At 68.2% G+C, this 23,494-nt stretch carries 23 protein-coding genes; 9 read left to right on the forward strand and 14 right to left on the reverse strand.

The features are described 5' to 3' along the window. Positions 1-55 precede the first annotated feature (55 nt). Together ACQHI0_RS20660 and ACQHI0_RS20665 are read right to left on the reverse strand one after the other, a co-directional pair. Positions 56-1,012 carry an electron transfer flavoprotein subunit alpha/FixB family protein gene (locus ACQHI0_RS20660; RefSeq protein ID WP_427903493.1) on the reverse strand — a complete coding sequence of 319 codons (957 nt, stop codon included), beginning with the start codon at positions 1,010-1,012 and terminating at the stop codon, positions 56-58. 37 nt (positions 1,013-1,049) lie between these two features. Further along, entirely contained in the window at positions 1,050-1,835 is a 786-nt protein-coding gene (locus tag ACQHI0_RS20665; protein ID WP_067449214.1) for an electron transfer flavoprotein subunit beta/FixA family protein, read from the reverse strand. Between the two features lie 187 nt (positions 1,836-2,022). On the opposite strand from ACQHI0_RS20665, the gene ACQHI0_RS20670 reads away from it, so the two are divergent. The 4 genes from ACQHI0_RS20670 (at position 2,023) to ACQHI0_RS20685 (ending at position 6,430) form a co-directional block, all read left to right on the forward strand. After that, positions 2,023-2,811, forward strand: coding sequence for a class I SAM-dependent methyltransferase (locus ACQHI0_RS20670; RefSeq protein ID WP_427903494.1), 789 nt, complete (start codon positions 2,023-2,025; stop codon positions 2,809-2,811). Further along, positions 2,808-4,352: a 1,4-alpha-glucan branching protein domain-containing protein gene (locus ACQHI0_RS20675; protein WP_427903495.1), complete on the forward strand. Its 1,545-nt coding sequence runs from the start codon at positions 2,808-2,810 to the stop codon at positions 4,350-4,352. Before ACQHI0_RS20670 ends, ACQHI0_RS20675 begins: the two co-directional genes overlap by 4 nt. Next, positions 4,349-5,602, forward strand: coding sequence for a glycosyltransferase family 4 protein (locus tag ACQHI0_RS20680; RefSeq protein ID WP_427903496.1), 1,254 nt, complete (start codon positions 4,349-4,351; stop codon positions 5,600-5,602). The genes ACQHI0_RS20675 and ACQHI0_RS20680 overlap by 4 nt, the downstream gene beginning before the upstream one ends. 465 nt (positions 5,603-6,067) lie before the next feature. Continuing rightward, positions 6,068-6,430, forward strand: a complete 363-nt coding sequence (locus ACQHI0_RS20685; protein WP_427903497.1) for an STAS/SEC14 domain-containing protein — start codon at positions 6,068-6,070, stop codon at positions 6,428-6,430. A 34-nt stretch (positions 6,431-6,464) separates the two neighbouring features. Here the strand turns inward: ACQHI0_RS20685 and ACQHI0_RS20690 are convergent, their stop codons facing one another. Beyond that, the gene (locus ACQHI0_RS20690; RefSeq protein ID WP_427903498.1) at positions 6,465-7,802 is read right to left on the reverse strand and encodes a putative glycoside hydrolase; all 1,338 of its coding nucleotides are present in this window, start codon (positions 7,800-7,802) and stop codon (positions 6,465-6,467) included. A gap of 115 nt (positions 7,803-7,917) precedes the next feature. Between ACQHI0_RS20690 and ACQHI0_RS20695 the strand changes: the two genes are divergently transcribed. Continuing rightward, positions 7,918-8,928 (forward strand): polysaccharide deacetylase family protein, encoded by a 1,011-nt coding sequence (locus tag ACQHI0_RS20695; RefSeq protein WP_427903499.1) that lies wholly within the window; start codon positions 7,918-7,920, stop codon positions 8,926-8,928. Positions 8,929-8,995: 67 nt separating this feature from the next. On the opposite strand, the gene ACQHI0_RS20700 is transcribed toward ACQHI0_RS20695, so the two are convergent. Next, a complete protein-coding gene (locus ACQHI0_RS20700; protein WP_427903500.1) occupies positions 8,996-10,288 on the reverse strand; it encodes a PQQ-binding-like beta-propeller repeat protein in 1,293 nt (430 codons plus the stop codon). 122 nt (positions 10,289-10,410) lie between these two features. On the opposite strand from ACQHI0_RS20700, the gene ACQHI0_RS20705 reads away from it, so the two are divergent. Both ACQHI0_RS20705 and ACQHI0_RS20710 read left to right on the forward strand, forming a co-directional pair. Continuing rightward, positions 10,411-11,157, forward strand: coding sequence for an acyltransferase (locus ACQHI0_RS20705; RefSeq protein ID WP_378900544.1), 747 nt, complete (start codon positions 10,411-10,413; stop codon positions 11,155-11,157). Between the two features lie 121 nt (positions 11,158-11,278). Continuing rightward, positions 11,279-11,818: a DUF1697 domain-containing protein gene (locus ACQHI0_RS20710; protein ID WP_427903501.1), complete on the forward strand. Its 540-nt coding sequence runs from the start codon at positions 11,279-11,281 to the stop codon at positions 11,816-11,818. Positions 11,819-11,866: 48 nt separating this feature from the next. Here the strand turns inward: ACQHI0_RS20710 and ACQHI0_RS20715 are convergent, their stop codons facing one another. From ACQHI0_RS20715 to ctaD, 10 genes are all read right to left on the reverse strand, one after another. Beyond that, entirely contained in the window at positions 11,867-13,090 is a 1,224-nt protein-coding gene (locus tag ACQHI0_RS20715) for a THUMP-like domain-containing protein (RefSeq protein ID WP_427903502.1), read from the reverse strand. Then, positions 13,091-14,068: a class I SAM-dependent methyltransferase gene (locus ACQHI0_RS20720; RefSeq protein ID WP_266291959.1), complete on the reverse strand. Its 978-nt coding sequence runs from the start codon at positions 14,066-14,068 to the stop codon at positions 13,091-13,093. Between the two features lie 215 nt (positions 14,069-14,283). Next, positions 14,284-15,060 (reverse strand): enoyl-CoA hydratase-related protein, encoded by a 777-nt coding sequence (locus tag ACQHI0_RS20725; RefSeq protein WP_427903503.1) that lies wholly within the window; start codon positions 15,058-15,060, stop codon positions 14,284-14,286. A gap of 9 nt (positions 15,061-15,069) precedes the next feature. Next, positions 15,070-15,876 carry an NUDIX hydrolase gene (locus ACQHI0_RS20730; RefSeq protein WP_427903504.1) on the reverse strand — a complete coding sequence of 269 codons (807 nt, stop codon included), beginning with the start codon at positions 15,874-15,876 and terminating at the stop codon, positions 15,070-15,072. A gap of 199 nt (positions 15,877-16,075) precedes the next feature. Further along, a complete protein-coding gene (locus ACQHI0_RS20735) occupies positions 16,076-16,912 on the reverse strand; it encodes an ABC transporter ATP-binding protein (protein WP_427903505.1) in 837 nt (278 codons plus the stop codon). 18 nt (positions 16,913-16,930) lie between these two features. After that, complete coding sequence (locus ACQHI0_RS20740; protein WP_427903506.1) at positions 16,931-17,089, reverse strand: hypothetical protein; 159 nt, start codon at positions 17,087-17,089, stop codon at positions 16,931-16,933. A 139-nt stretch (positions 17,090-17,228) separates the two neighbouring features. After that, entirely contained in the window at positions 17,229-18,011 is a 783-nt protein-coding gene (locus ACQHI0_RS20745) for a peptidyl-tRNA hydrolase (protein ID WP_427903507.1), read from the reverse strand. A gap of 103 nt (positions 18,012-18,114) precedes the next feature. After that, on the reverse strand, positions 18,115-18,540 hold the full coding sequence (locus ACQHI0_RS20750) for a hypothetical protein (RefSeq protein ID WP_427903508.1): 426 nt from the start codon (positions 18,538-18,540) through the stop codon (positions 18,115-18,117). Positions 18,541-18,638: 98 nt separating this feature from the next. Further along, complete coding sequence (gene serB / locus ACQHI0_RS20755; RefSeq protein WP_427903509.1) at positions 18,639-19,877, reverse strand: phosphoserine phosphatase SerB; 1,239 nt, start codon at positions 19,875-19,877, stop codon at positions 18,639-18,641. Positions 19,878-19,983: 106 nt separating this feature from the next. Then, positions 19,984-21,726, reverse strand: a complete 1,743-nt coding sequence (gene ctaD, locus ACQHI0_RS20760) for an aa3-type cytochrome oxidase subunit I (protein WP_266291978.1) — start codon at positions 21,724-21,726, stop codon at positions 19,984-19,986. Positions 21,727-22,021: 295 nt separating this feature from the next. On the opposite strand from ctaD, the gene ACQHI0_RS20765 reads away from it, so the two are divergent. Both ACQHI0_RS20765 and ACQHI0_RS20770 read left to right on the forward strand, forming a co-directional pair. Continuing rightward, positions 22,022-22,825, forward strand: coding sequence for a VOC family protein (locus tag ACQHI0_RS20765; protein ID WP_427903510.1), 804 nt, complete (start codon positions 22,022-22,024; stop codon positions 22,823-22,825). 174 nt (positions 22,826-22,999) lie between these two features. Then, complete coding sequence (locus tag ACQHI0_RS20770; protein WP_427903511.1) at positions 23,000-23,422, forward strand: AMP-binding protein; 423 nt, start codon at positions 23,000-23,002, stop codon at positions 23,420-23,422. Positions 23,423-23,494: the final 72 nt, after the last annotated feature.

The following is a 23,494-nucleotide window of genomic DNA, read 5'->3' on the forward strand; positions in this document are numbered from 1 at the left end:
CGCGCGTGCGCGGGAACAGGTTTCGCGGGCCGAGGTCAACTCAACCGGGTGGCGATCAGCCCTTGTGGGACTTCACGGCCTCGGTCAGCTGCGGGGAGACGTTGAACAGGTCGCCCACGATGCCGTAGTCGGCGATCTCGAAGATGGGTGCTTCCTCGTCCTTGTTGACAGCGACGATGGTCTTCGAGGTCTGCATGCCGGCGCGGTGCTGAATGGCGCCGGAGATGCCGAGTGCGATGTAGAGCTGGGGGGAGACGGTCTTGCCGGTCTGACCCACCTGGAACTGGCCCGGGTAGTAGCCCGAGTCGACCGCGGCACGCGAGGCGCCGACAGCGGCACCCAGCGAGTCGGCCAGCGCCTCGACGACCGCGAAGTTCTCGGCGGAACCGACACCGCGGCCACCGGAGACCACGATGCTCGCCTCGGCGAGATCGGGGCGGTCGCCACCGACGATCGGGTCACGCGAGATGACCTTCACGACGCCGTCTTCCTGCGCCGGAACCTCGACGACGACCTGCTCGCCCGCGCCGGCCTGCGGAGCGGACTCGATCGCACCCGGACGGATCGAGATCACCGGCACGTCGCCGGTGGCCTTGGCGTCGACGGTGAACGCGCCACCGAAGATGGAGTGCACAGCGGAGCCGTCGGCGTTGACGCCGATGACGTCGACGAGCAGACCGGAGCCGATGCGCGCGGCAAGGCGGCCCGACACCTCCTTGCCCTCGGCGGTGGCGGCGACCAGCACGGCGGCGGGCGCGGCGGAATCGACCAGGCCGGCCAGGACGTCGACCTTCGGGGTGACCAGGAAGCCCTCGATGTCGTCGGACTCGGCGACATAGATCTTCTCGGCGCCACCGGCGGCCAGCGCGGCGGCCAGCTTGTCGGCGGTACCGGCGGGGCCGGTCACGACGGCGGCGGGCTCGCCCAGCGCACGGGCGGCGGTGAGCAGTTCGGTGCTGACCTTCTTCACGGCACCGTCGGCGTGCTCGATGAGCACAAGTACTTCAGCCATTAGTTCTTTCTCCTTAGAAGTCTCGGACGGCGCCGGATCAGATGATCTTCTGACCGATGAGGTAGGACGCGATCTGGTTGCCGCCCTCGCCCTCGTCCGCGATCTTCTCGCCCGCGGTGCGAGCCGGCTTCGGGGTGGCACCGGTGACCTGGGTGCCCGCGTTGGCGACACCGACGGTCTCCGGGTCGACGCCCAGGTCGGCCAGGGTGAAGACCAGAACTTCCTTCTTCTTCGCGGCCATGATGCCCTTGAAGGAGGGGAAGCGAGGCTCGTTGATCTTCTCGGTGACCGAGACGATCGCGGGCAGCGACGCCTCGAGCTTGAAGACGCCCTCGTCGGTCTCGCGCTCGCCGGTGATCTTGTCGCCGTCGACGGTGAGCTTGCGCAGGTGCGTCAGCTGCGGGATGCCGATGTACTCCGCGATGATCGCGGGCACGGCACCGGCGCGGCCGTCGGTGGCCTCGTTGCCGGCGATGACCAGCTCGACACCCTCGACCTGGCCGAGCGCGGCGGCAAGCACGTAGGCGGTCTGCACGGCGTCGGAGCCGTGGATCGCCGGGTCGTTGATGTGGATGGCTTTGTCGGCGCCCATGGACAGCGCCTTGCGGATGGCCTCGTTGGCGCGGTCGGGACCGGCGGCCAGCACGGTGACCTCACCGCCCTGTGCCTCCTTGATCAGCAGCGCTTCCTCGACGGCGCGCTCGTTGATCTCGTCGAGCACCGCGTCGGCGGCTTCGCGATCGAGGGTGTAGTCACCATCGGTCAGCTTGCGCTCGGACCAGGTATCGGGGACCTGCTTGATGAGTACGACGATGTTCGGCATCGGTCTTCGTCGACCTCCTTCTGGGGACACGTGTGTGGTGGGGCCGCACGAGCTCAGCCGTACGTCCGTGTGAGATATCTAGCTCAGTTCGGAACACTACCCTACGCTAAGTTACCCGTGGGTAACCTACCTGCGCAAGAGGTCCCTGACTCCTGCGTGAACCGGCGGTACCAGTAACCTCGGAGCAATGAGCGAGGCTGTGATCCCTGCCGCACCTGTGGCCGCCACACATGAACCACTGCCGTTGACCGGCGAGCGGACGGTGCCCGGCATCGCCGAGGAGAACTACTGGTTCCGTCGGCACGAGATCGCCTATGCCCGCCTGCTCGATCGCTGCACCGGCAAGATCGTGCTCGAGGCAGGCTCGGGCGAGGGCTACGGCGCCGACATGATCGCGGGCGTCGCACAGCGCGTCACCGGTCTGGACTACGACGAGGGCGCTGTCGCCCACGTGCGCGCGCGCTACCCGCGCGTGGAGATGATCCAGGGCAACCTCGCCGCACTGCCCCTCGACGACGAATCCGTCGACGTCGTGGTGAATTTCCAGGTCATCGAACACCTTTGGGACCAGGGACAGTTCCTGCGCGAGTGCCTGCGCGTGCTCCGCCCCGGCGGCGTGCTGCTGATCAGCACCCCGAACCGGATCACCTTCTCCCCCGGTCGCGACACCCCGCTCAACCCGTTCCACACCCGCGAACTCAACGCGACCGAGCTCACCGAACTGCTCGTCGACGCCGGGTTCGCCGTCGCCGAGATGCTGGGCGTGCACCACGGCGCGAGCCTGAAAGCCCTCGACGCCAAGCACGGTGGGTCGTTCATCGACGCCCAGATCGAGCGCGCGCTGGCCGGTGAGCCGTGGCCCGCCGATCTCACCGCCGACGTCGCCGCCGTGACCATCGACGATTTCGACCTGCGCCCGGGCGATATCGACGCGAGCCTGGATCTGGTCGCGATCGCCGAAAAGGCAACACGTTGACCGATTCTCGCTCCGCCGTGCCGGGTCAGTTCACGCTGGTTCTGCACTCCCACCTGCCCTGGCTCGCCCATCACGGGCGCTGGCCGGTCGGCGAGGAATGGCTCTACCAGTCCTGGGCCGCGTCGTATCTGCCGCTGGTTCGGGTGCTGAAAAATCTTGCCGCCGAAGGGCGTTCGCATCTGCTGAGCCTCGGCATCACGCCCGTGCTCGCCGCGCAGCTCGACGATCCGCACTGCCTCGCGGGCATGCACCACTGGCTGGGCAACTGGCAGTTGCGCGCCGACGAAGCGTCGATGTCGGGGAACGTGGCGCTGGGCCGTCACGAACATCGCCTCGCCGCAACGGCTTTGGCCGACTTCGACCAGAACTGGCGTCACGGCGGTTCACCGGTGTGGCGTTCGCTGATCGACGCCGACGCGATCGAACTGCTCGGCGGACCCCTCGCGCACCCGTTCCAGCCGCTGCTCGACGCGCGCCTGCGCCAGTTCCAGCTCACCGAGGGCCTGGCCGACGCGCGACTGCGCTGGGGCACCACGCCCACCGGTATCTGGGCACCCGAATGCGGCTACACCCCCGGCATGGAGCAGGGGTACGACGCCGCGGGCATCACCCACTTCATGGTCGACGGTCCGTCGCTGCGCGGCGACACCTCGCTCGGCAGGCCGGTGCGCGAATCCGACGTGGTCGCCTTCGGGCGCGACCTCGCCGTGAGCTACCGGGTCTGGTCGCCCAAACAGGGCTATCCCGGCCAGAGCGCCTACCGAGATTTCCATCACTACGACCACGCGACCGGACTCAAGCCCTCGCGCGTCACCGGCAAGACGGTCGACGGTCCTGACAAGGCCCCTTACGATCCCGAATTGGCGGCCGAAGCGGTCACCCGCGACGTCGCCGACTTCGTCGAGACCGTCCGCGCCCGGCTGATCGAGGAGTCCGCGCGGATCGGCAGGCCCGCCCTCGTGGTGGCCGCCTTCGACACCGAACTGTTCGGGCACTGGTGGCACGAAGGGCCGCAGTGGCTGGAGCAGGTGCTGCGCGCGCTGCCCGAAGCGGGTGTGAATGTCGGCACCCTCGCCGATGCCCGCGAGAACGGCTTCGTGGGCGAACCTGTGCAGCTCAACGACTCCTCGTGGGGTTCCGGCAAGGACTGGCGGGTCTGGGCGGGCGACCAGGTTGCCGACCTCGTCGAGCTCAATGCCGACATCGTTCGACTCGCCATGGACACCCTCGACAAGGTGCGCCGCGACGGCTCCCTGCGCGACCCGGTCGCCGATCAGTTGCTGCGCGAGGCGATTCTCACGGTGTCCAGCGACTGGGCGTTCATGGTCAGCAAGGACTCGGCCGCCGGGTACGCACGCGATCGCGCGCACGAACACGCGCACGCGGTCCGTGAGCTAGCCGAGGCGATCGGGGCCGGACAGTTCGCCAAAGCGACCCGTCTCGCGGCAGGATGGGCGATGGCCGACGGATTCTTCCCTGGTCTGGACGCGCGGCGGTTGCCGACCGCTGTCCCGCCGGCCGCCGCTGAAGGATTTCAATGAAGATTTTGATGGTGTCGTGGGAGTACCCGCCGGTCGTGGTCGGTGGGCTCGGGCGGCATGTGCATCACCTGGCCGTCGAGCTGGCCGCGGCTGGTCACGAGGTCGTGGTGCTGGCGCGCCGACCGACGGGGACCGACTCGGTCACCCACCCCACGCACTCCTACATCGCCGACGGGGTGCTCGTCGTCGCGGTGGCCGAGGACCCGCCGTGCTTCGACTTCGGCGAGGACATGCTCGCCTGGACGTTGGCCATGGGCCACGCGATGGTGCGGGCCGGGGTCGCGCTCGGCAAGCCCGGCGTCGGCGAGGGCTGGACGCCCGATGTGGTGCACGCGCACGACTGGCTCGTCGCGCATCCCTCGATCGCGCTGGCCGAGTACTACGACGTGCCGCTCGTCTCGACGATCCACGCCACCGAGGCCGGGCGCCACAGCGGCTGGGTATCGGGCCGGGTCAACAAGCAGGTCCACTCGGTGGAGTGGTGGCTGACCAACGAGTCCGATCAGCTCATCACCTGCTCGACCTCCATGCAGGACGAAGTCGAACGCCTCTACGGACCCGAGTTGGCTCCGATCACGGTGATCCGCAACGGCATCGACGTCGGCTCGTGGACCTTCCGCCCCCGCGCGCCACGCTCCGGCCCGCCGCGCCTGCTCTACGTCGGCCGCCTCGAATACGAGAAGGGCGTGCAGGACGCGATCGCCGCCCTCCCCCGCATCCGCCGCGCCCACCCCGGCACCACGCTCACTGTCGCCGGCGTCGGCACCCAGTTCGAGTGGCTGCGTGAACGCGCCCGCGTGCACCGCGTCGCCCGCGCCGTCCACTTCGTCGGCAGCCTCGGCCACGACGAACTCCTCGGCTGGCTGCACGGCGCCGACGCGATCGTCCTGCCGAGCCGCTACGAACCCTTCGGCATCGTCGCCCTCGAAGCCGCCGCCGCGGGCGTCCCCCTGATCGCCTCCACCGCAGGCGGTTTGGGCGAAGCGGTCATCGACGGCGTCACCGGCGCGTCCTTCGCCCCCGCCGACATCGACGGCCTGGTAGACGCCACCCGCGCCACCCTCGACGACCCGTCCACCGCCCAGGCCCGCGCCCACACCGCCCGGGCCCGCCTCACCGCCGACTTCGCCTGGGACGTAGTAGCCGCCGAAACCGCCCAGGTCTACACCGCCGCCAAACGCCGGGTCCGCACCTCCCTCGGCCGCCCCGACATCGTGGAAAGGCCACTCCCGGAACGAGATCCGAAATAGGAGCGTGAGCAATTCAGGTGCACCGCCAGGTGCTGTCTGTGCCACGACATGGCGGTTTACGAGAACTACGAACGATGCACACGCCGAATATTCGAGCTACTGCAAACGACCCAAGCTCGATGTCCGGGAAAACCACGCTTCCTGCGGAGCGCGGGGAATTGGAGTTCCTGTCTGCAGTCCAGTTCGAACTCGAGCATCTCTATCGTTGGACAGAAGACGACTTCACCAGTGTCTCGTGGAACTTGCAGCACGAATATCACAGGGTCTTGGATGCGGCAACAAGCATTCATTTTGGGTCCCCGCGGCGCCGAGCAGGTCGGCCTCGACCAGACGGAAACAGCCGAATAGTTCGACTGCCGCGCAGAGGAGTTCTGGGCGGTTCATCCGCGATGGGTGAGGTGAGAGTAGTGGTTCGGATCTAGGGTCGCGGGGTCTGGACAATTGCCTTCGATTCGAGGAGAGCCGATGCCTCTGCAGCCGATGTCTGATCTGCCCGCCGCGACCATCGGGTTCCGGGCCAGCGGGACGGTGACTGCCGACGACTATGTGAGCGTGCTCGATCCGGCGATCAGGAAGGCCGTCGAGCACGAGGAGCCGATCAACCTGGTCTATGTGCTCGGCGAGGAATTCGACGGGTATTCGTTGGGGGCCATGGCGAAGGATCTGGAGTTGGTGAAGGTCCCGCGGGACATGTGGGGGCGGATCGCGTTGGTCACCGATCACCGGGTGTTGGGCGAGGCTGTACATCTGCTTGGGTTTCTGATTCCGGCGCAGGTGCGGGTGTTTCCGGTGGCCGACGAGGGGGATGCGCTCGCCTGGGTTCAGTGAACCGCGCGGGGTCGCGCTGAGGGCTTGCTCCGGCTCATACCGGGTGGAGTCCGCCGCCGTGGTAGCGGGTGGCGGCGTTCCAGAGGAAGAAGCTGTCGATCCCCGCGTCTCGGGTGGCGTCGACCTGCGCACGGAGTTCGGCGTCGCCGTAGGTGACTCCGAGGCTGAAGTCCTGGAGCCAGGGGACTACTTTCGCGACGGTGCCCGCCGTGGCGGCCTGGAAGTCCTTCAGTGAGCGGAAAACGATGTCGTAGGGCTGGGCGTTGGGGTTGGTGACGCCGTATTCGCCAGGGCCCCAGTGGGAGGGGTAGATCATCGGGGCCACGTAGTCGACACTGCGGGACATGAGGGGGATGTCCTGGGCGATCTCGTCAGGACGGGTGGACGCGATTCCGTACACGGCGGCGCTCAGGTGGGCGCCTGCGAGGTGCACGGGGTAGCGGCTCTGGGCGAGGAAGTCGGCGACCGCGGCGGTGGGGGTGTCGGTGAGGCCGGCGAAGTGCATGCTGGTCAGGCTGCCGTCGGGGCGGCGGACGTAGTCGTACATGATGCCGTCGAAGCCGAGCTGGGCGGCTTCGATCGCGAGGTCGATGTTGTAGCGGCGGACGTCGGGGTGCGCGACATTGGTGAAGGCGATCGGGCCGTAGTGGCTGGAATAGGGCTGACCGGTGGGGTTTTGGACGACCCAGTCGGGTCGGCCGCTGTGCCAGGCCCAGGCGGCCACGGTCGGGTCGCGGAACGCGACGATGCGGCCGACCACCTGCAAGCCCATGTCGTGCAACTGCCGCAGGGCCGACGGTGCGTCGTAAATCGCGGCGACAGCACCGGATTCGCGAGCGAGCGGCACCTGGGAGTCGTAGCCGACGACGCCGTCCTCGTCCTTGATATCGAGCTGGACGGTGTCGATACGCCCTTCGCGAGCGAGATCGAGTACGGCCTCGCGCAGACCCTCGTGCGACCACGCGTGCGCGGTGACGTGCACGGCGCGCATCCGCGGCAGCGCGAACGATGTGACGGCAATACTGCTGCTCTGATTGCCCGCGGCGTCCACCGCGATGACCTCCACGGCAGGTGCCCACGGCACTTCGAGCTCGAAGGCCCCGTCCGGCGCGGGAGTCACCACCGCCGAGCCGATGGACACCCGCACCGCGTCGATCGCGGTGCCGCGCACTGTGATCGGCGCGCGATACGAACGCGCGGCCTCGAGCGGTGTCACCTGGAGTATCGGCGACGCGGTGTCTGTAGCGGGTAGTTCGTCGGACCTACCCAGTGCGAATCCGGCCAGCAGGGCCGCTATCACCACGGTGACTACGGCAACCGTGGCGATGGTCGCCCATCGCCGTCGATCGACCGACTCGAGCCGCAATCCCACCGCCTACCCCGCCTTCCACTGCCGTTGTCAGGCCACTATCCCGCAGTTGCCGCGCGGGTTGCCGGTTATCGACAAGATCAACTGAAAACCTTTGCGGGCGCGTTATATTGACTCGATGTCAGGCAGTTCGAACACGGTGATCCGACTCCTGCCTGCGCTCTTGCTGGCTGCGGCACTCACCGCGTGCGCCGCGGCACCACCGTCGGCTCCGCCCGAACCACCAGCCGTGCCCCCGACGACAGCGAAACCCGCACCACCGAACCCGGCCGATATCGCCGCCAACGAACTGGGTTTCGTCCCGATCCTGATGTATCACCAGATCACCCCTAACCCGGCAGGCGAGTACGACCAGTCCCCGGCGGAGTTCCGGGACGAACTCGAACGGCTGTACCGCGAGAGCTACCGTCCGGTGACCGCCGCGCAGTACATTTCGGGCGACCTCGACCTGCCCGCAGGCACCCACCCGGTGGTACTCACCTTCGACGACTCCACCAGCAGCCAGCTCAGCTTCACCGACACCGGCACAGTGTCCCCGGACAGCGCCGCCGGCATCCTCGCCGAATTCGGCGCCCGCTACCCAGATTTCCGGCCCGTTGCCACCTTCTACGTCAACAACGAGCCCTTCGGCGGCGACCCGCGCGCATTGCCATGGCTGGCGGCGAACGGCCACGAAATCGGCGCGCATACAGCCGATCACGCGAATCTCGCGAGCCTGGATGCCGCCGGCGTGCAACGCGAACTCGTGCAGAACGTGCGCGCGGTGACCGCGGCCACGCCCGCGATCACCGTGCGCACCATGGCATTACCGCTCGGCGTGTATCCCCGCGATCACGCGCTGGCCACCGCGGGCAGCTGGGACGGCACCGCTTACCGCTTCGACGCCGTGCTGCTGGTGGGCTCCAACCCCGCCCCCGCCCCGTACGGCGCGGTCGACCCCGGCGGCGTGCCGCGCATCCGATCCGGTCGGGGCGCGGTCCCGTTCGACTCGGCCCATTGGCTGGACTGGCTCGCCGCCAACCCGGACCAGCGCTACACCGCCGACGGCGACCCGGCTCGCATCTCCTTCACCAGCCAGCGCGCGACGGAACTCGACGCGCGCTGGCTGGACCGAGCCAACCCGTACTGACGTCGGCGCGCACGCCACTGAACGCGGTCAGGCGTACCTCCGGCCGTGCGCAGCGGAGGAGTGCTGATCAGGCGTCCGGGGTGAAGGTGAAGATTTCGCCCAGCCGGGTGGCCACGACCACTTCACCCTCGGGGCCGATGGAGGTGCCCGTGGTGGTGCCCGTTGCGCCCGGAAGCGGGTCGGAGTCGATGGTGTTGCCCGTGGCAGTGTCGAAGGTGATGAGGTTCAGACCCGCGCCGATGGCGGCGACGGTGTAGCCGATGTCGCCCGCGGTTTGAGCGGGAGTACCGCGAAGCGCGAGATCCTTACGCTCCCAGACGATTTCGGCGCTGTCGTCATTGTCGCGCAAGGCTGCCAGGTAGCCGTCGTCGCCTGCGGGGATGATCAGATCGCCCGCGACCGAGATGCCGCCGCGCGGCGCCCACGGCAGGGGCTGGACCCAGCGGGTGGCGCCGTCGGCGGTATCGAGTGCGATGAGCCGCTTGCTGTTGTCGCCGATGTAGACGGTGTCGCCATCGGCGGACAGCGCGGGGCTGGTGGCGCTGCCATCGGTGAGGATCTCCGCGCTCCACTCCTGGGACACGCTGCCGTCGGCGTAGCGCATCGCACGCAGCGCGGCCGCCTGCTTGCCCGGCTCCCAGACTGTGACGAAGAAGCGGCCGGTCGACGGGTCGACGGCGGTCGTGTTGGCGACGGCACAGCGCGGGCCGCCGGTCCCGCAGTCATCGAGACCGTCGCCGGAAGCGGGACGGGTGAGACCGGGGTACTTCAGGAAGTCGGGTTCGCCGAGCAGCTGCACCGTCGGCACCTCACGGCCACCGGTCTGACGACTCAGCACGTCGACCTGACCGGACTGCGTCACCGTCAGCACGTTGCCGTCGCCGGTGAACTGGATAGCCACCGGCACCCCCGCGACCGGGGTGCGCCAGCGCGGCTGACCGAGGTAGTTGAACGAATTCACCGCGCCGTCGTCGCCGACGTAGACATTGCTGACCCCGTCGAGCACGGTCGGCGCTTCGATCGTGGAGGGCCCGAGCGGGTTGCAGAAGCGTTTGCGGCCGGTGAGCATCTGGAAGGAGAAGATCGCGCAGTTGCCGGTGCTCGTGGTGACGAACATCTGTCCTTCGGCACCGATCGTCAACGGCTGGGCGATCGGGCCGCCCACCGGACGTGACCAGCTCAGCGACACCGCGTCCGCACCCGGCACCGGGCTACTGCTCGCATTACCGGCATCGTGATGCGTTGCGGGCCAACCCTTTCCGGCGCCGACCGTGATGTCGTCCACATCGGTGCCGCACCCAGCCAGCGCCACCACACCGGCGGCAGCGAGCGAGGCAACGACGCGAGTCCGAGTTCGCACCTGCTGATCTCCCTGTGTAATCGGGGTATGGCACGGTAAGTGTGCCCTGCGAAAGTACTCTGTGTACCCGACGACCGAATCCCCGGGGCTGGCCCGGCGGGATCATGACGGGAGAGTAGTTCGTGACGAGCATGTGGGGCGCGCCGCTGAGCGCGCGCTGGCGTGGATCACGCCGCCGCGATCCGCAGCAGGCCCGGTTCCTGACCAGGGATTCGCTGCGGTGGGTGCTCGCCAACCGCGCCTACACCCCCTGGTACCTGGTGCGTTACTACCGCCTGGCCAAGTTCCGCCTGGCCAACCCGCATATCGTGCTGCGCGGAATGGTGTTCCTCGGCCGCAATGTGGAAATCCACGCGACCCCGGAATTCGCGCGGATGGAAATCGGGCGCTGGGTGCACATCGGCGACGGCAACGCCCTGCGCTGCCACGAGGGCTCGCTGCGCATCGGCGACAAGGTGGTGTTCGGCAAGGACAACGTCGTCAACACCTACCTCGACATCGAGATCGGCGAATCGACGCTGGTCGCGGACTGGTGCTACATCTGCGACTTCGACCATCGCATGGACGACATCAACATGCCCATCAAGGACCAGGGCATCGTGAAGAGTCCCGTGCGGATCGGTCCCGACACCTGGATCGCGGCGAAGGTGACCGTCTTGCGCGACACCCGGGTCGGCCGCGGTTGCGTGCTCGGCGCGCACGCGGTGGTGCGTGGGGATGTCCCCGACTACAGCATCGCGGTCGGCGCTCCCGCCAAGGTCGTGAAGAACCGCAAGGTGGCGTGGGATGCCAGTGCCGAGGAGCGCGAGGCGTACATGGCCGCGCTGGCCGACATCGAGCGCAAGAAGAACGCCGCCGCTCAGGCCTGACCGCCGTGCGATTCGGCCGGTTCACTCGAATCGGCCGAATCAAACCGGGGCGCGGTGAGTCGGGCTGACACGGCCGCCGAATTCAGTGTTTCTGTCGGTGGGTATCGGTACGGTCAGCGGCGTGGAGAGCTATGCGGCGCTGCTGCGGGGAATCATGCCGACCAACCCGAACATGCGCAACGAGAAGTTGCGCGGGGTGTTCGAGGGGCTCGGCTTCGAGAAGGTCGTCTCGGTGCTCTCGAGCGGCAATGTCGTCTTCCGCACCGCTGACGACCCCGCCGACCTGGAAGAGCGCATCCAGCAGGCGCTCAACGCCGAACTCGGTATCCCCGGCGGCACCATCATCCGCAGCCACCCCGAACTCCGCGCCCTGCTCGACCGCGACCCCTTCGCGGGCCTCCCCCACGAACGCGGCTCCTACCTCACCGTCACCTTCTTCAAAGCGAAGATGCGCGAAGCCGATACCGAAGCCTTCGCCGACGACTCGCTCACCCGCGTCATCGGCTACGACCGCGAGGCCCGCGCCTTCCTCACCGTCAACGACAACAGCGTCGGCAAAACCCCCGACTTCATGGCCCGCCTGGAGAAGACCTACGGCAAGGACATCACCACCCGCACCTGGCTCACGGTGCAGCGCGTGGTGAAGAAGATGGAAGGCTGAACGGCACTTCAGACGAAGGCAGGCCTGTGGAACCACACCGAGCACCTGTCAGTGGGTGGCGGCGACCGCTCGGCAAAGGAAGACGACACCTGCGCGGCCGATGCGGGTGATCACCAGCGTGTAGGGGGTCGAGCCCCGTTGTTTGAGCTTTTTGCGGAGCGCGTCGGGGTCGACGTCGACTCCACGGATCAGGATCTCGAGCGAGCCGCAGTCACGGCGCGCGAGCTCCTGACGCAGCGTCTTCTCGCGAAGTTCGAAGCGGTCCTCGATGCGAAACCCGCGCATGCCAGCGGGGACCGTGTCGCCGGTGAGGTAGGCGATCTGTGGGTCCAGTTGCCAGAGACCGTGTTTCGCGGCGTAGTGGCGGACCAGGCCCGCGCGGACGACCGCTCCGTCGGGGTCGACGATGAAGTCACCGGGGGCGCGGTCGGGAATGTCGTCGGGGGCGGCGTCGGTGAGAGTTGTTGTCGTGCCCCGGGAATCGAGGACGGTCGCGCGGCGGGTGATGCCGGGCTCGGTCAGCCCGGGCGACCAGAGGCAGGCTTCGCGGACCGCGCCGTCAAGGGAGACGATTTCCACTTCGCCTGCCCAGCCGAGGCGGTCGAAATCGAGGCCGGGCGCGGATTTCACGGCGATGTCGCGGCCCGCGTAGGCGGCGAGCAGATCCGGGAGTGGGGGTTGGAGTTTCGCGGGATCGTAGGTGCGGCGACCATCGGATCGACGCGCGGGATCGGCGATGATCACGGTGTCGCGGGTGCTCGGCACCAGGGCGTCAGCCTTGGCCAACACAACGTTTCGGCCGTCAGCCGCTGAGGAAACGGCATCCGAAATCGCCGCCGACACCGGACCGACCCCGAGATTGTGTGCGGCCATGGCCAAGCGGACATCCTCGAGATCGCTGCCGATCACCGCCGGACAGGCCGCGGCCAGCTCGGACAGTTCCGCACCGATCGAACAGGTGACGTCGTGTACCGCGCGACCGGCCAATCGGGCCGCCCGATGCCGGGCGACGAGCGCGGGCGTGGCCTGTTGCAACGCGTCGTCGGTGAACAACCACTCGCCCGCCGCCGGCAGCTTCACCACGGCCTTGCGGCGCAGCCGCACCGTCTCGATCAGCGCCGCGGCGCGATCACCGTGCGAACGACGCACCTGCTCGATATCGCGCAGGTGCGTCGCGGGGGTCAGCTCCAGCCGGTCGACCTCGGCGAGCGCGGCACGGCCTGCCGCGCTGCCGAGATAGGCGACATCGTCGCGGCCGAAGCGATAGCCCACTTACTTCTGCGCCGCGCCCGGCTTCACGCCGGTGATCATCGCGTTGTAGAAGAACTCGCGCGGCACGACCTTGCGCAGCACGTTCTCGTCCAGCCAGCTCAGGCCCAGCCATGCGCGGTACTGCGCCAGGCGGTACGGCATGGTCAGCTTCTCGTCGGGGACGGCGGCCTCGAAGGTGCGCACCGGCCAGCCCCACAGGGCCGCGGCGAGTTCTTCGGTGGTGGCTTTCACATCGACCGCACCCGCGGACTTCGCCATCTTCTCGAGATCGCTCGGGTCGAAGGTGTGCAGGTCGACGACGGCCTCGAGGGCGGCGGCGCGGGAGGATTCGTCCAGCTCGGTCTGCGGACGACGCCAGCCGGCCAGGAACGGCAGCTTGGTGATCTCGGTGGTCACCTTCCAGGTGGCCTGGCCGAGGCGGCGGGCGTAGATGTTGCCGATGGTGGTCGGCTCACCGGCGAAGACGAAGCGTCCGCCCGGCTTGAGCACGCGCAGGCACTCCTTGAGCGCCAGCTCCACATCGGGGATGTGGTGCAGCACGGCGTGGCCGCAGACCAGATCGAAGGTGTCGTCGTCGTACGGGATGGTCTCGGCGTCGGCGACGCGACCGTCGACATCGAGGCCGAGGTGCTCGGCGTTGCGCAGCGCGACCTTCACCATGCCGGGCGAGAGGTCGGTGACCGAACCGGACTTGGCCACGCCCCCCTGCATCAGGTTGAGCAGGAAGAACCCCGTGCCACAGCCCAGCTCGAGCGCGCGCTCGTACGGCAGCGGAGCCGGGCCGACGGCGAGGTCGAACCGGCCGCGCGCATACGCGATACAGCGCTCGTCATAGGAGATCGACCACTTGTCGTCGTAGGTCTCCGCTTCCCAGTCGTGGTACAGGACCTGGGCGAGTTTGGTGTCTTTGCGCGCTGCTTCGACCTGGGCCTCGGTGGCGTGGGGGTTCGGCGCCGGGTCGTCGGGATGGACCGTCATGCAGGCCAGCCTAATATGTGCGCCCGGGCACGCTGCTGCTGGGACGAGCGACGGGCCTTTCCACCACACGGGACCGACCGCCCGCCGCCCGCGAGCGCGCGCCGACGCCGGGCCGAACAGGCGCTTCGCACGCCACCGCGACGAAGTCGCTGGGAGTTACCCAGGTTGCCGCACGATCAGCATGCGCGAAGTTAACGAGGGTTCCGAGCTGGTTGCTAGCGGCCGGTGAAGGTGGCGGCATTGGGCCCCTCCGCCGCGAAGGTGCGGGTGCCGGTGCGGGCGTCGTCGGTGTCGAACAGGGCCGACCATTCGGTGACAGCGGTGGCGTGGCCGTGCGGGCCGGATTCGAAGACCGCCTTCGCGGCGGCGAGGGCGCGCGGCGCGGCGGTGACGAACTGGGCCGCCCACGCGCGCGCCGCGGTGAGGACATCGTCGGGGGCGACGACCTCATCGACCAAGCCGAGCTTCGCGGCCTCCTCGGCGCCGACGAAACGGCCGGTGTAGACGAGGTCCTTGGCGCGGCTCGCGCCGATGAGCAGCGAGAGGCGGCGGATGCCCGAGAGCGGGATCAGGCCCGCTTTGATCTGCGGCAGACCGAGTTTCACGTTGTCGCCGACGATCCGGTGGTCGGCGCCGAGCGCGAGTTCGAGGCCCGCGCCGAGGCAGTAGCCGGTGATCGCGGCGACCGTCGGCTGCGGCACCCGCGTGAGACAGCCGAGCGCGGCCTGGTGATCGGCGGCCATGGCGGCGGCCTGCCCGGCGTCGAGCTCGGCCAGCTCCGACATCTCGTCACCCGCACTGAACACCCGCTCGTCGCCATAGACGATCAGCGCCGAAACCCCGGGATGGTCGGCCACCGTGGCCGCCGCGGCCGCCACCTCACGGGCCAGCTGGGCATCGACAAGGTTCAGCGGCGGACGATCGATGCGCAGCAGCGCGACGCCACGGGTGGTCGGCTCGGCGGGCAGCTCGAGGGTCACGAATTCGGCCATGCGGTCAACTTACCGGCCGCCGAAGGCACCCAACTGCGGCAGCTGGTCGAAATACCGTTCGTTGTCGGGGAAATTCGACAGCGGGCGACCGCCCTCGCCCGGCGCGTACTTCGGCATGATCGGCTCGACCACGCGGTCGGCGGCCAGCACGGCAGCGGTGTCGGCGAACCCGCACAGCGCGTCGAGCTGCGACCACGTCGGCGGCATCAGCACGTGTTCGCCCGCGCGCCAGCTCGCCAGGGCGTCCTGCGGAGTCCGCCAGCTCACCTGGGCGGCCTCGGAGGTGGCACCGTCGGCGATCTGGCCCTGCGGGAGCACCGCGACGAAGAAGCGGGTGTCGTAGCGACGGGGCTCGGCCTCGGGGGTGATCCAGTTCGACCACGGACGCAGGAGATCGGCGCGCAACACCAAGCCCTCGGCCGCGAGGAAATCGGCGAGGGACAGTTCGCGGCGCTCGAGCTTGCCGCGCGCCGCGCGATAGCGCGCCGAATCGTCGACGACGGAATCCGCGGTCGGTCCGGCCAGCAGCACGCCGCATTCCTCGAAGGTCTCCCGCACGGCCGCGGCGACGAGCGCTTGCGCGGTCTGTTCGTCCGTCGCGAAACGGTCTGCCCACCAGGCAGGTTCGGGGCCCGTCCAGGAGATGTCGGCCGTTCCGTCGGCCGCGTCGACGCCACCGCCGGGGAACACCGTCACCCCGGCCGCGAACGCCATCCCCTTCACCCGTTGCTGCAGGAACACCTCGATACCCGCCGCGCCGTCACGCACCAGCATCACGGTCGACGCGTCCCGCGCGGAGACCCCGGACTCACTCATAATCGTTCCTCTCCACCACCGAACCGCGTGCCCGGCGACCACCGGTCTACCGACCGGACCGGGCTACCTCCTTCGAGCGCAGCCCTTTCAGCACCCTAACGCCCGCTTGGTCGACCGTGCGCCGGGCTTCCCGGCGATCGGACGCCTGCGAGGTCAGCGCGGCTATCGGTGCGCCCGCGTGGCAGTTGGACGAGGCCGCTCAGTTCCGGCGGCGATGCCCGCCCGACCGACGAGCCCGCCGCGCGAACCATCGCCCATCGACCCGGTCGAGCGCGATCGACTGGCTGAACGCGCTGCTCAGATTCTCGGCGGTGAGCACATCGCCCAGGAGTCCCTGGCCGACCACCTCGCCCTCCTTGAGCAGCAACGCGTGGGTGAAGCCGGGCGGGATCTCCTCGACGTGGTGGGTCACCAGTACCATCGCGGGCGCGTCGGGGTCGGCGGCGAGATCGCCGAGACGCTCGACGAGTTCCTCACGCCCACCCAGATCCAGGCCCGCGGCCGGTTCGTCGAGCAGCAGCAGTTCCGGGTCGGTCATCAGGGCACGCGCGATGAGTACGCGCTTGCGTTCGCCCTCGGACAGGGTGCCGTAGGTGCGGTCGGAAAGGTGTTCGGCGCCCAGGGTTTCCAGCATATCGACGGCGCGTTCGGTATCGATGTCCTCGTAGCGTTCGCGCCAGCGGCCGAGCACCGCGTAGCCGGCCGAGACCACCAGGTCGCTGACCTTCTCGTCCACCGGGATCCGGCTGGCCACCGCCGCCGAGGACAACCCGATGCGCGGTTTCAGTTCGCTGACGTCGACGCGACCGAGCGTCTCCCCCAACAGGTTCGCGTTACCGGAGGTCGGATGGAGTTCGGCGGCGGCCATTCTCAACAGCGAGGTCTTGCCCGCGCCGTTCGGGCCGAGCACCACCCAGCGTTCGTCGAGCTCTACTTGCCACGAGACAGGGCCGACCAGGGTTCGGCCCGAGCGACGGATGGTCACATCGGAGAAGTCGATGAGCAGATCGGGATCGGGTTGCGACACGCGCTCCATCTTGGCCCACGCGGGCTCTCAGCGCAGCGACCGGCCCGTACGAGATTCGTCGGCGCTGGTCGTGGACGGGTCATTCGCGTTGCGAATTTCACTACGCAATATTCGCGCGGCGATGAAGGAGACAGGCACCGAGAGCACGACCCAGACGATCAGGATCACCACAATTGTCGTCATCATCGCGGAACCTCCCTGTGCCTCGATGTGCCTGGCCGTCGGTTACGTATACCCGCGAGTTACCGGCCCCACACCGCTTTGTCGCGGCGAGTCGCGAAAGCCGTGATCCAACTGCCGGATTCACCTCGCGCGTGTCGTGCGCTCACTCCCGTGGCGGCACCGCGATCACCGTCATCGAGCCGGGCGCCACCTCGGTGAAACCGGCATCACGCACGGCCACCGCACGACCCGCCGTCACCTCGGCCACCAGTCCCGCCCACTGCTGTTCGCCAGCGTCGCGCACCGCACACCGGAACTCGCGTGCTGCCCATGCGGCCGCCGCGTCCACTGGCAGCGCGCCTGCGAGCAGCATGCTGGCATGACCGACCTGCGCCGCCGCCTTCCCCACCGACATCTCCAATGCCGCGTTCACCCACAGCACCGGCACTGTGGGATCCACCGGACCTGGCTCGTCGTGCTCGAGGTCGGTCCCGCCGATCTGGAGTTTGCGGATGCGCTGATCGATCTCCCCGACCGGTCCGGGGACGAACGCACGCGCCTGCGCGCCGTCGACATCGACAGTCACCCCGTCCACGTCCCCCGCGGCCACCCACTGCGCGCCACGCGCCCGCCTGGCCACCTTCCTGATCCGCGACCGCTTCCACGCGAGGTAGCGCGGTTCCCACTCCCCGCCCGGCCCCGAACGTGGGTCGAGGCACACAGCGACGGCCGCCGCGGCCGCCGCTTCCAGCAGAGCGCTGCGGGCGGGCGGGTCGGCCTTGGGAATGTGCAGCACCATCTGCATCGCCTGCACCATCGCCGGGTCGTCGGGGTCGCCGTTGCCGCCGTAACCCTGCGCCAATTCCGCATGGCGAGCGGCGAATCCGGCGGACTCGTCACGGAACTCCGCCTCGGTCTGCTCCTCGGTTTCCAACCCACTACCCATGCCACAACACCCGTTCGATCGACACCAGTCCGTCCGCCAGCCTAATGGCGCGGCCGCGGGCGCTCCCGAGTCGTTACGTCCGGCCGGCGAGTGCGAACCGCGCTCAGTTCACCCGGACATTCACCATGAAGGTCGGCTCGGGGTCGATCGGCGGTTCGCTGGACGGGCCGTAGGTGAACTCGAGCGAGGTGTCGCCGGTCTCGGCGGCCCGGAACTGCCACACCGTGCTGTTGCCCTCGCTGAGAGGTCCACCGTCGGCGATCAGGACGCCCTCCTCGGCGTTGACCATGCTCCACTGGTCGGTCGAAGCAGGATCCTGCGCCAGCCGCACCAGCACGCGCTGACCGACCGTCCCCACGACCGTGCTGCCGTTGGCGGATTGCTCGACCGTCAGCGGGGCGGCCGTGGATTGCGGAACGGAGGTGGGTTGCAAGGTGACGTCATAAGGTTCGGTCTCGTCGTCACCGCATCCGGCTACCAACCCGCTGAGACCTGCCACAGCGACCAGAACGAGCAAAGACCTGCGCACAACGACCTCCCGATGACGAGCGGTGAAGACGTGCCGATTCCTGCGCGGCTGGTGCCGCGGTTCTCGTCACTCTACGTCGTGGAGGTCGCGATTCGACGCTACCGACCGAGCAGGGGAACCCGTCGCACGCCACCATCGCGAGCGTCGGCCGCTTCCACCTCGTCGCGGGTGACGCCGAGGATGAAGAGCACCGCGTCCAGGTAGGGATGCGACAGCGCCGTGTCGGCCACCTCGCGCAGCGCGGGCTTGGCATTGAACGCCACGCCGAGTCCGGCCGCGTTGAGCATGTCGATGTCGTTGGCGCCGTCACCGACCGCCACGGTCTGCTCCATCGGCACCCCCGCCTCGGCCGCGAACTTGCGCAGCGCGGTCGCCTTGAACGCCCGGTCGACGATCTCGCCGACGACCCGCCCGGTGAGCTTGCCGTCGATGATCTCCAGGGTGTTGGCCTGCACGAAATCGAGTTCCAGCTCGTGCGCGAGCGGCTCGATCACCTGCCGGAACCCACCGGAGACCACCCCGCAGCGGAAGCCGAGTCTGCGCAGGGTGCGAATCGTGGTGCGCGCGCCCGGGGTGAGCTCGATCCGGTCGGCGACCTCCTCGATCACCGACTCGTCGAGGCCTTCGAGGGTGGCCACGCGCTGGCGCAGCGATTCGGCGAAGTCGAGCTCGCCACGCATCGCGGCCTCGGTGACCTCACGGACCTGGTCCTCGACGCCGGCGTGCGCGGCCAGCATCTCGATCACTTCGCCCGTGATCAGCGTGGAGTCGACGTCGAACACGATGAGGCGCTTGGCCCGGCGGGCCAGCCCGGCCCGTTCGACGGCGGTGTCGACCTGTTCGGCGACCGCCACCTCGGCCAGCGCGGTACGCAGCGACGCGTCACCCTCTGGGCTCGTGTCGGTCGCGGTGACCATCAGTTCCATGCCGACAACCGGGTAATCGGCGATGCCACGAATCGAGTCGATGTTGGCGCCGCGGGCGGCGAGTTCGCGCGAGATCGCGCTGAACGCCTTCGCGGTGACCGGGGCGCCGAGCACCACGACAGCGTGCGTGGACATCGGCGGCTTGCCGATCTGCGCGTCCACGGACACGTCGACCTGCATGCCGACGGTGTTCATCGCCTCTTCGAGCTCGTCCTGCAGCGCCTCGGGGTCGTTGGGGCACGACACCAGCACGCCGAGGGTGAGGCGGCCCCTGATGACCACCTGCTCCACGTCGAGCAGGCTCACCTGATGCCGGGACAACGTCGCCAGCAGCACCGATGTGACGCCCGGTCGGTCGGGGCCGGTGACGGTCACGAGAACTGTGGTGTCAGCCAAGTCGATCTGCTCCATATCGGTTCCTTTACTGCGATGTGCCGTGACCGTTCACTTCGCAAGGAAAAAGCGCATGCACCTGCTGGTTCGTCAGCAGGTGCACACCCTGTCGTTCGGTGGTGTCTTACTTCTTCGCGAGCGCGCCTTCGGACACGTGCGTGCTGTGCTTACCCGAGCCCCAGCCGACGTGCGCTTCGGCCTTCATGCGCTCGACCATGTGCGGGTAGTGCAGCTCGAATGCCGGGCGCTCCGAGCGGATGCGCGGCAGCTCGTAGAAGTTGTGGCGCGGCGGCGGGCAGGTGGTGGCCCACTCGAGGGAGTTGCCGTAACCCCACGGGTCGTCGACCGTGACGACCTCGCCGTAGCGGTAGCTCTTGAAGACGTTCCAGATGAACGGCAGCATCGACGAGCCGAGGATGAACGCACCGATCGTGGAGATCGTGTTCAGCGTGGTGAAACCGTCGCTGGGCAGGTAGTCGGCGTAGCGACGCGGCATGCCCTCGGCACCCAGCCAGTGCTGCACCAGGAAGGTGGTGTGGAAGCCGACGAAGGTGGTCCAGAAGTGCCACTTGCCCAGACGCTCGTCCATCATGCGGCCGGTGATCTTCGGGAACCAGAAGTAGATACCGGCGAAGGTCGCGAACACGATGGTGCCGAAGAGCACGTAGTGGAAGTGCGCAACGACGAAGTACGAGTCGGTGACGTGGAAGTCCAGCGGCGGCGAGGCCAGGATGACGCCCGACAGACCACCGAAGAGGAAGGTCACCAGGAAGCCGATCGACCACAGCATCGGTGTCTCGAACGTCAGCTGACCGCGCCACATGGTGCCGATCCAGTTGAAGAACTTCACACCGGTCGGGACCGCGATGAGGAAGGTCATGAAGGAGAAGTACGGCAGCAACACGGCGCCGGTGGCGTACATGTGGTGCGCCCACACCGCGATCGACAGCGCCGCGATACCCAGCGTCGCGTAGACCAGCGTGGTGTAACCGAAGATCGGCTTACGGCTGAACACCGGGAAGATCTCCGACACGATGCCGAAGAACGGCAGCGCGATGATGTAGACCTCGGGGTGGCCGAAGAACCAGAACAGGTGCTGGTAGAGCAGGATGCCGCCGGTGGCCGGGTCGTAGATGTGGCCACCCAGGTGGCGGTCGTAGGCCAGACCGAACAGCGCCGCGGTGAGCAGCGGGAACGCGAGCAGCACCAGGACCGAGGTGACCGCGATGTTCCAGGTGAAGATCGGCATGCGGAACATGGTCATACCGGGTGCGCGCAGGCAGACCACGGTGGTGAGCATGTTGACGCCACCGAGGATGGTGCCGAGGCCGGAAACGGCCAGACCCAGAATCCACAGGTCGGTGCCGACACCGGGCGAGTGCAGGATGTCGGTGAGCGGCACGTACGCCGTCCAGCCGAAGTCCGCCGCGCCGCCGGGGGTCACGAAGCCCGCGGTCGCCATGGTGCCGCCGAACAGGTACAGCCAGTAGCTGAACGCGTTCAGTCGCGGGAAGGCGACGTCTGGGGCGCCGATCTGCAGCGGCAGGATGATGTTGGCGAAGCCGAACACGATCGCCGTCGCGTAGAACAGCAGCATGATCGTGCCGTGCATGGTGAACAGCTGGTTGAACTGTTCGGGCGAAAGGAACTGCAGACCCGGTCGGGCCAACTCGGCGCGCATCAGCAGCGCCATGAGTCCACCGACCAGGAAGAAGCTGATCGCCGTCACCAAGTACATGGTGCCGAGCACCTTGGGGTCGGTGGTGGTGACCGCCTTGTAGAGGAACGAGCCCTTCGGACCGGTCCGGGCCGGATACGGTCGAGTCGCTTCCAACTGAGGGACTGGCCTGGGCTCTACCGCAGTCACTGATCCTCCTGAAGATGCCTGTACGTCACTCGCAGAGTCGGCCGCGTTTCGGGAACGAACAGCAGCAGACATGCGTTGGAGTGAATCGTAAACCGTGCTGCCGCAGCATTCCGCGCGGGTCCTACTCTGTGTCGTATTCGGCGCGCCGTAGTTCGCGATCCTGATCTTCCTCCGCAGGTCGCGTGGGTGCAACGGTTGTCGGCGATGACTTTTCGACGCTCGGCGCGTCATGATCGATGGCGGGATACCCCGTGTCACCGTCTCTGTCGCGCCACCCCAACAGCGGAGGAGAGTCATGTCATTCACCCCGAAGCCCGGTGACCCCACCTGGGTCGACCTCTACACCACCGATCTCGACCGCGCGATCGCCTTCTACGGCGAACTGTTCGGCTGGACCGCCGAACGCGGCGGCGAGGAATTCGGTGGCTACACCACCCTGCGCAAGGACGGTCGCGCGGTAGCGGGCGCGATGAGCCGCCTCGACGATCCCGGCGACCCGTATCCGGATCGCTGGACCGTCTACCTGGACACCCCGAACGCGCTCGAGACGACAGCGAAGACGCGCGACGCGGGCGGCAGTGTCTTCGTCGAACCCATGGCGGTCGCCGATCTCGGCACGATGGCGATGCTGGCCGATGTCGGCGGCATCGGAGTCGGCGCCTGGCAAGCCGACACCTTCGCCGGTTTCGAAACGGTGGGCACCGTCGCCGAAGGCACCTGGACCGACCACGTCGGCGTCCCGTCCTGGTTCGAGCTGATGACCCGCGCCTACGACGAATCGCTGACCTTCTACCGCGATGCCTTCGGCTGGCGCGACACCCTCACCATCGCCGACACCCCGGACTTCCGCTACACCACCATCCACGCCACCTCCCCCATGCTCGGCGGCGTCCTCGACGCGGGCGCGCACCTGGCCGACGGTGTCCCCGGCGCCTGGACGATCTACTTCGGCGCCGACGATGTCGACAAGTCCGCCGAACAAGCCGTAGCTCTCGGTGGCAGCGTCGCCATGCAACCCATGGACACCCCCTACGGTCGCCTCGCCGGCTTGATCGACCCCACCGGCGCGCATTTCAGCATCGGCGGCAACGCCCGCTGAGGCGAACCCTCGGCGGCGCGCGCACGGTGCCGCCGGGGTTCGCCCACCTAGGGGTGGTAATCGATCCCCCTTGGAGGCGACGCGGCAACGCTGGGGTTGCTGTCGGATCGCCCTCCCGAAGACGAGATTGGAGGTGTACCCAAAGACACCCGACAAGCCTTCGAGGGGAACCCGATGAGCATCACGGTCACCGCACCCGCCGACAACGTCATCCCGATGCGCAGCCGCTCCGGCGCGCCGCTCGCCGCCGGTCAGCTCGCCGACGCCGACCTGGACCGTTGGGCGAACCGCCTGGCCCGCGTGCTGCTCACCCGTGGCGCCGACGCGGGCGACCGGATCGCCCTCGCCGTCGACCCCCGGATCGAGTCGGTCGTCGCCGAGGCCGCGGTGCGCAAGATCGGCGCGATCCCGGTGCCGGTGCGCGTCGGTGCGTCCACCGCCCCCGGCGCCGGATTCGGGATCACCACCAAGGCCCGCCGGGCCCATCTCACCGACGGCGCCGACTGGCTGGTGCTCGACGAGCGCTCGACCCTGCAGCGCTATCTGGTCAGCTCCGACGCGCCGCTGGCGGCCACGGAACTGCGCGCAGTCTCCTGAACCCATTCCGATGCGCTCGATACAGGTTCAGAATGAACATAGAGCGCAGTACGCAACGGCGAGCACTACCCA

The organism is Nocardia sp. FBN12 (assembly GCF_050320175.1).
Taxonomy (GTDB): Bacteria; Actinomycetota; Actinomycetes; order Mycobacteriales; family Mycobacteriaceae; genus Nocardia.

Excerpts from the sequence above, each read along its gene's own strand:
- ACQHI0_RS20685 (WP_427903497.1), top strand. The coding sequence starts at position 6,068 with ATGCCTCTGCAGCCGATGTCTGATCTGCCCGCCGCGACCATCGGGTTC.
- ACQHI0_RS20670 (WP_427903494.1), top strand. The coding sequence starts at position 2,023 with ATGAGCGAGGCTGTGATCCCTGCCGCACCTGTGGCCGCCACACATGAA.
- ACQHI0_RS20720 (WP_266291959.1), bottom strand. The coding sequence starts at position 14,068 with ATGACGGTCCATCCCGACGACCCGGCGCCGAACCCCCACGCCACCGAG.
- ACQHI0_RS20770 (WP_427903511.1), top strand. The coding sequence starts at position 23,000 with ATGAGCATCACGGTCACCGCACCCGCCGACAACGTCATCCCGATGCGC.
- ACQHI0_RS20765 (WP_427903510.1), top strand. The coding sequence starts at position 22,022 with ATGTCATTCACCCCGAAGCCCGGTGACCCCACCTGGGTCGACCTCTAC.
- ACQHI0_RS20680 (WP_427903496.1), top strand. The coding sequence starts at position 4,349 with ATGAAGATTTTGATGGTGTCGTGGGAGTACCCGCCGGTCGTGGTCGGT.
- ACQHI0_RS20730 (WP_427903504.1), bottom strand. The coding sequence starts at position 15,876 with ATGAGTGAGTCCGGGGTCTCCGCGCGGGACGCGTCGACCGTGATGCTG.
- ACQHI0_RS20745 (WP_427903507.1), bottom strand. The coding sequence starts at position 18,011 with ATGGGTAGTGGGTTGGAAACCGAGGAGCAGACCGAGGCGGAGTTCCGT.
- ACQHI0_RS20695 (WP_427903499.1), top strand. The coding sequence starts at position 7,918 with ATGTCAGGCAGTTCGAACACGGTGATCCGACTCCTGCCTGCGCTCTTG.
- ACQHI0_RS20660 (WP_427903493.1), bottom strand. The coding sequence starts at position 1,012 with ATGGCTGAAGTACTTGTGCTCATCGAGCACGCCGACGGTGCCGTGAAG.
- ACQHI0_RS20665 (WP_067449214.1), bottom strand. The coding sequence starts at position 1,835 with ATGCCGAACATCGTCGTACTCATCAAGCAGGTCCCCGATACCTGGTCC.
- ACQHI0_RS20735 (WP_427903505.1), bottom strand. The coding sequence starts at position 16,912 with ATGGAGCGCGTGTCGCAACCCGATCCCGATCTGCTCATCGACTTCTCC.
- ACQHI0_RS20740 (WP_427903506.1), bottom strand. The coding sequence starts at position 17,089 with ATGATGACGACAATTGTGGTGATCCTGATCGTCTGGGTCGTGCTCTCG.
- serB (WP_427903509.1), bottom strand. The coding sequence starts at position 19,877 with ATGGAGCAGATCGACTTGGCTGACACCACAGTTCTCGTGACCGTCACC.
- ACQHI0_RS20725 (WP_427903503.1), bottom strand. The coding sequence starts at position 15,060 with ATGGCCGAATTCGTGACCCTCGAGCTGCCCGCCGAGCCGACCACCCGT.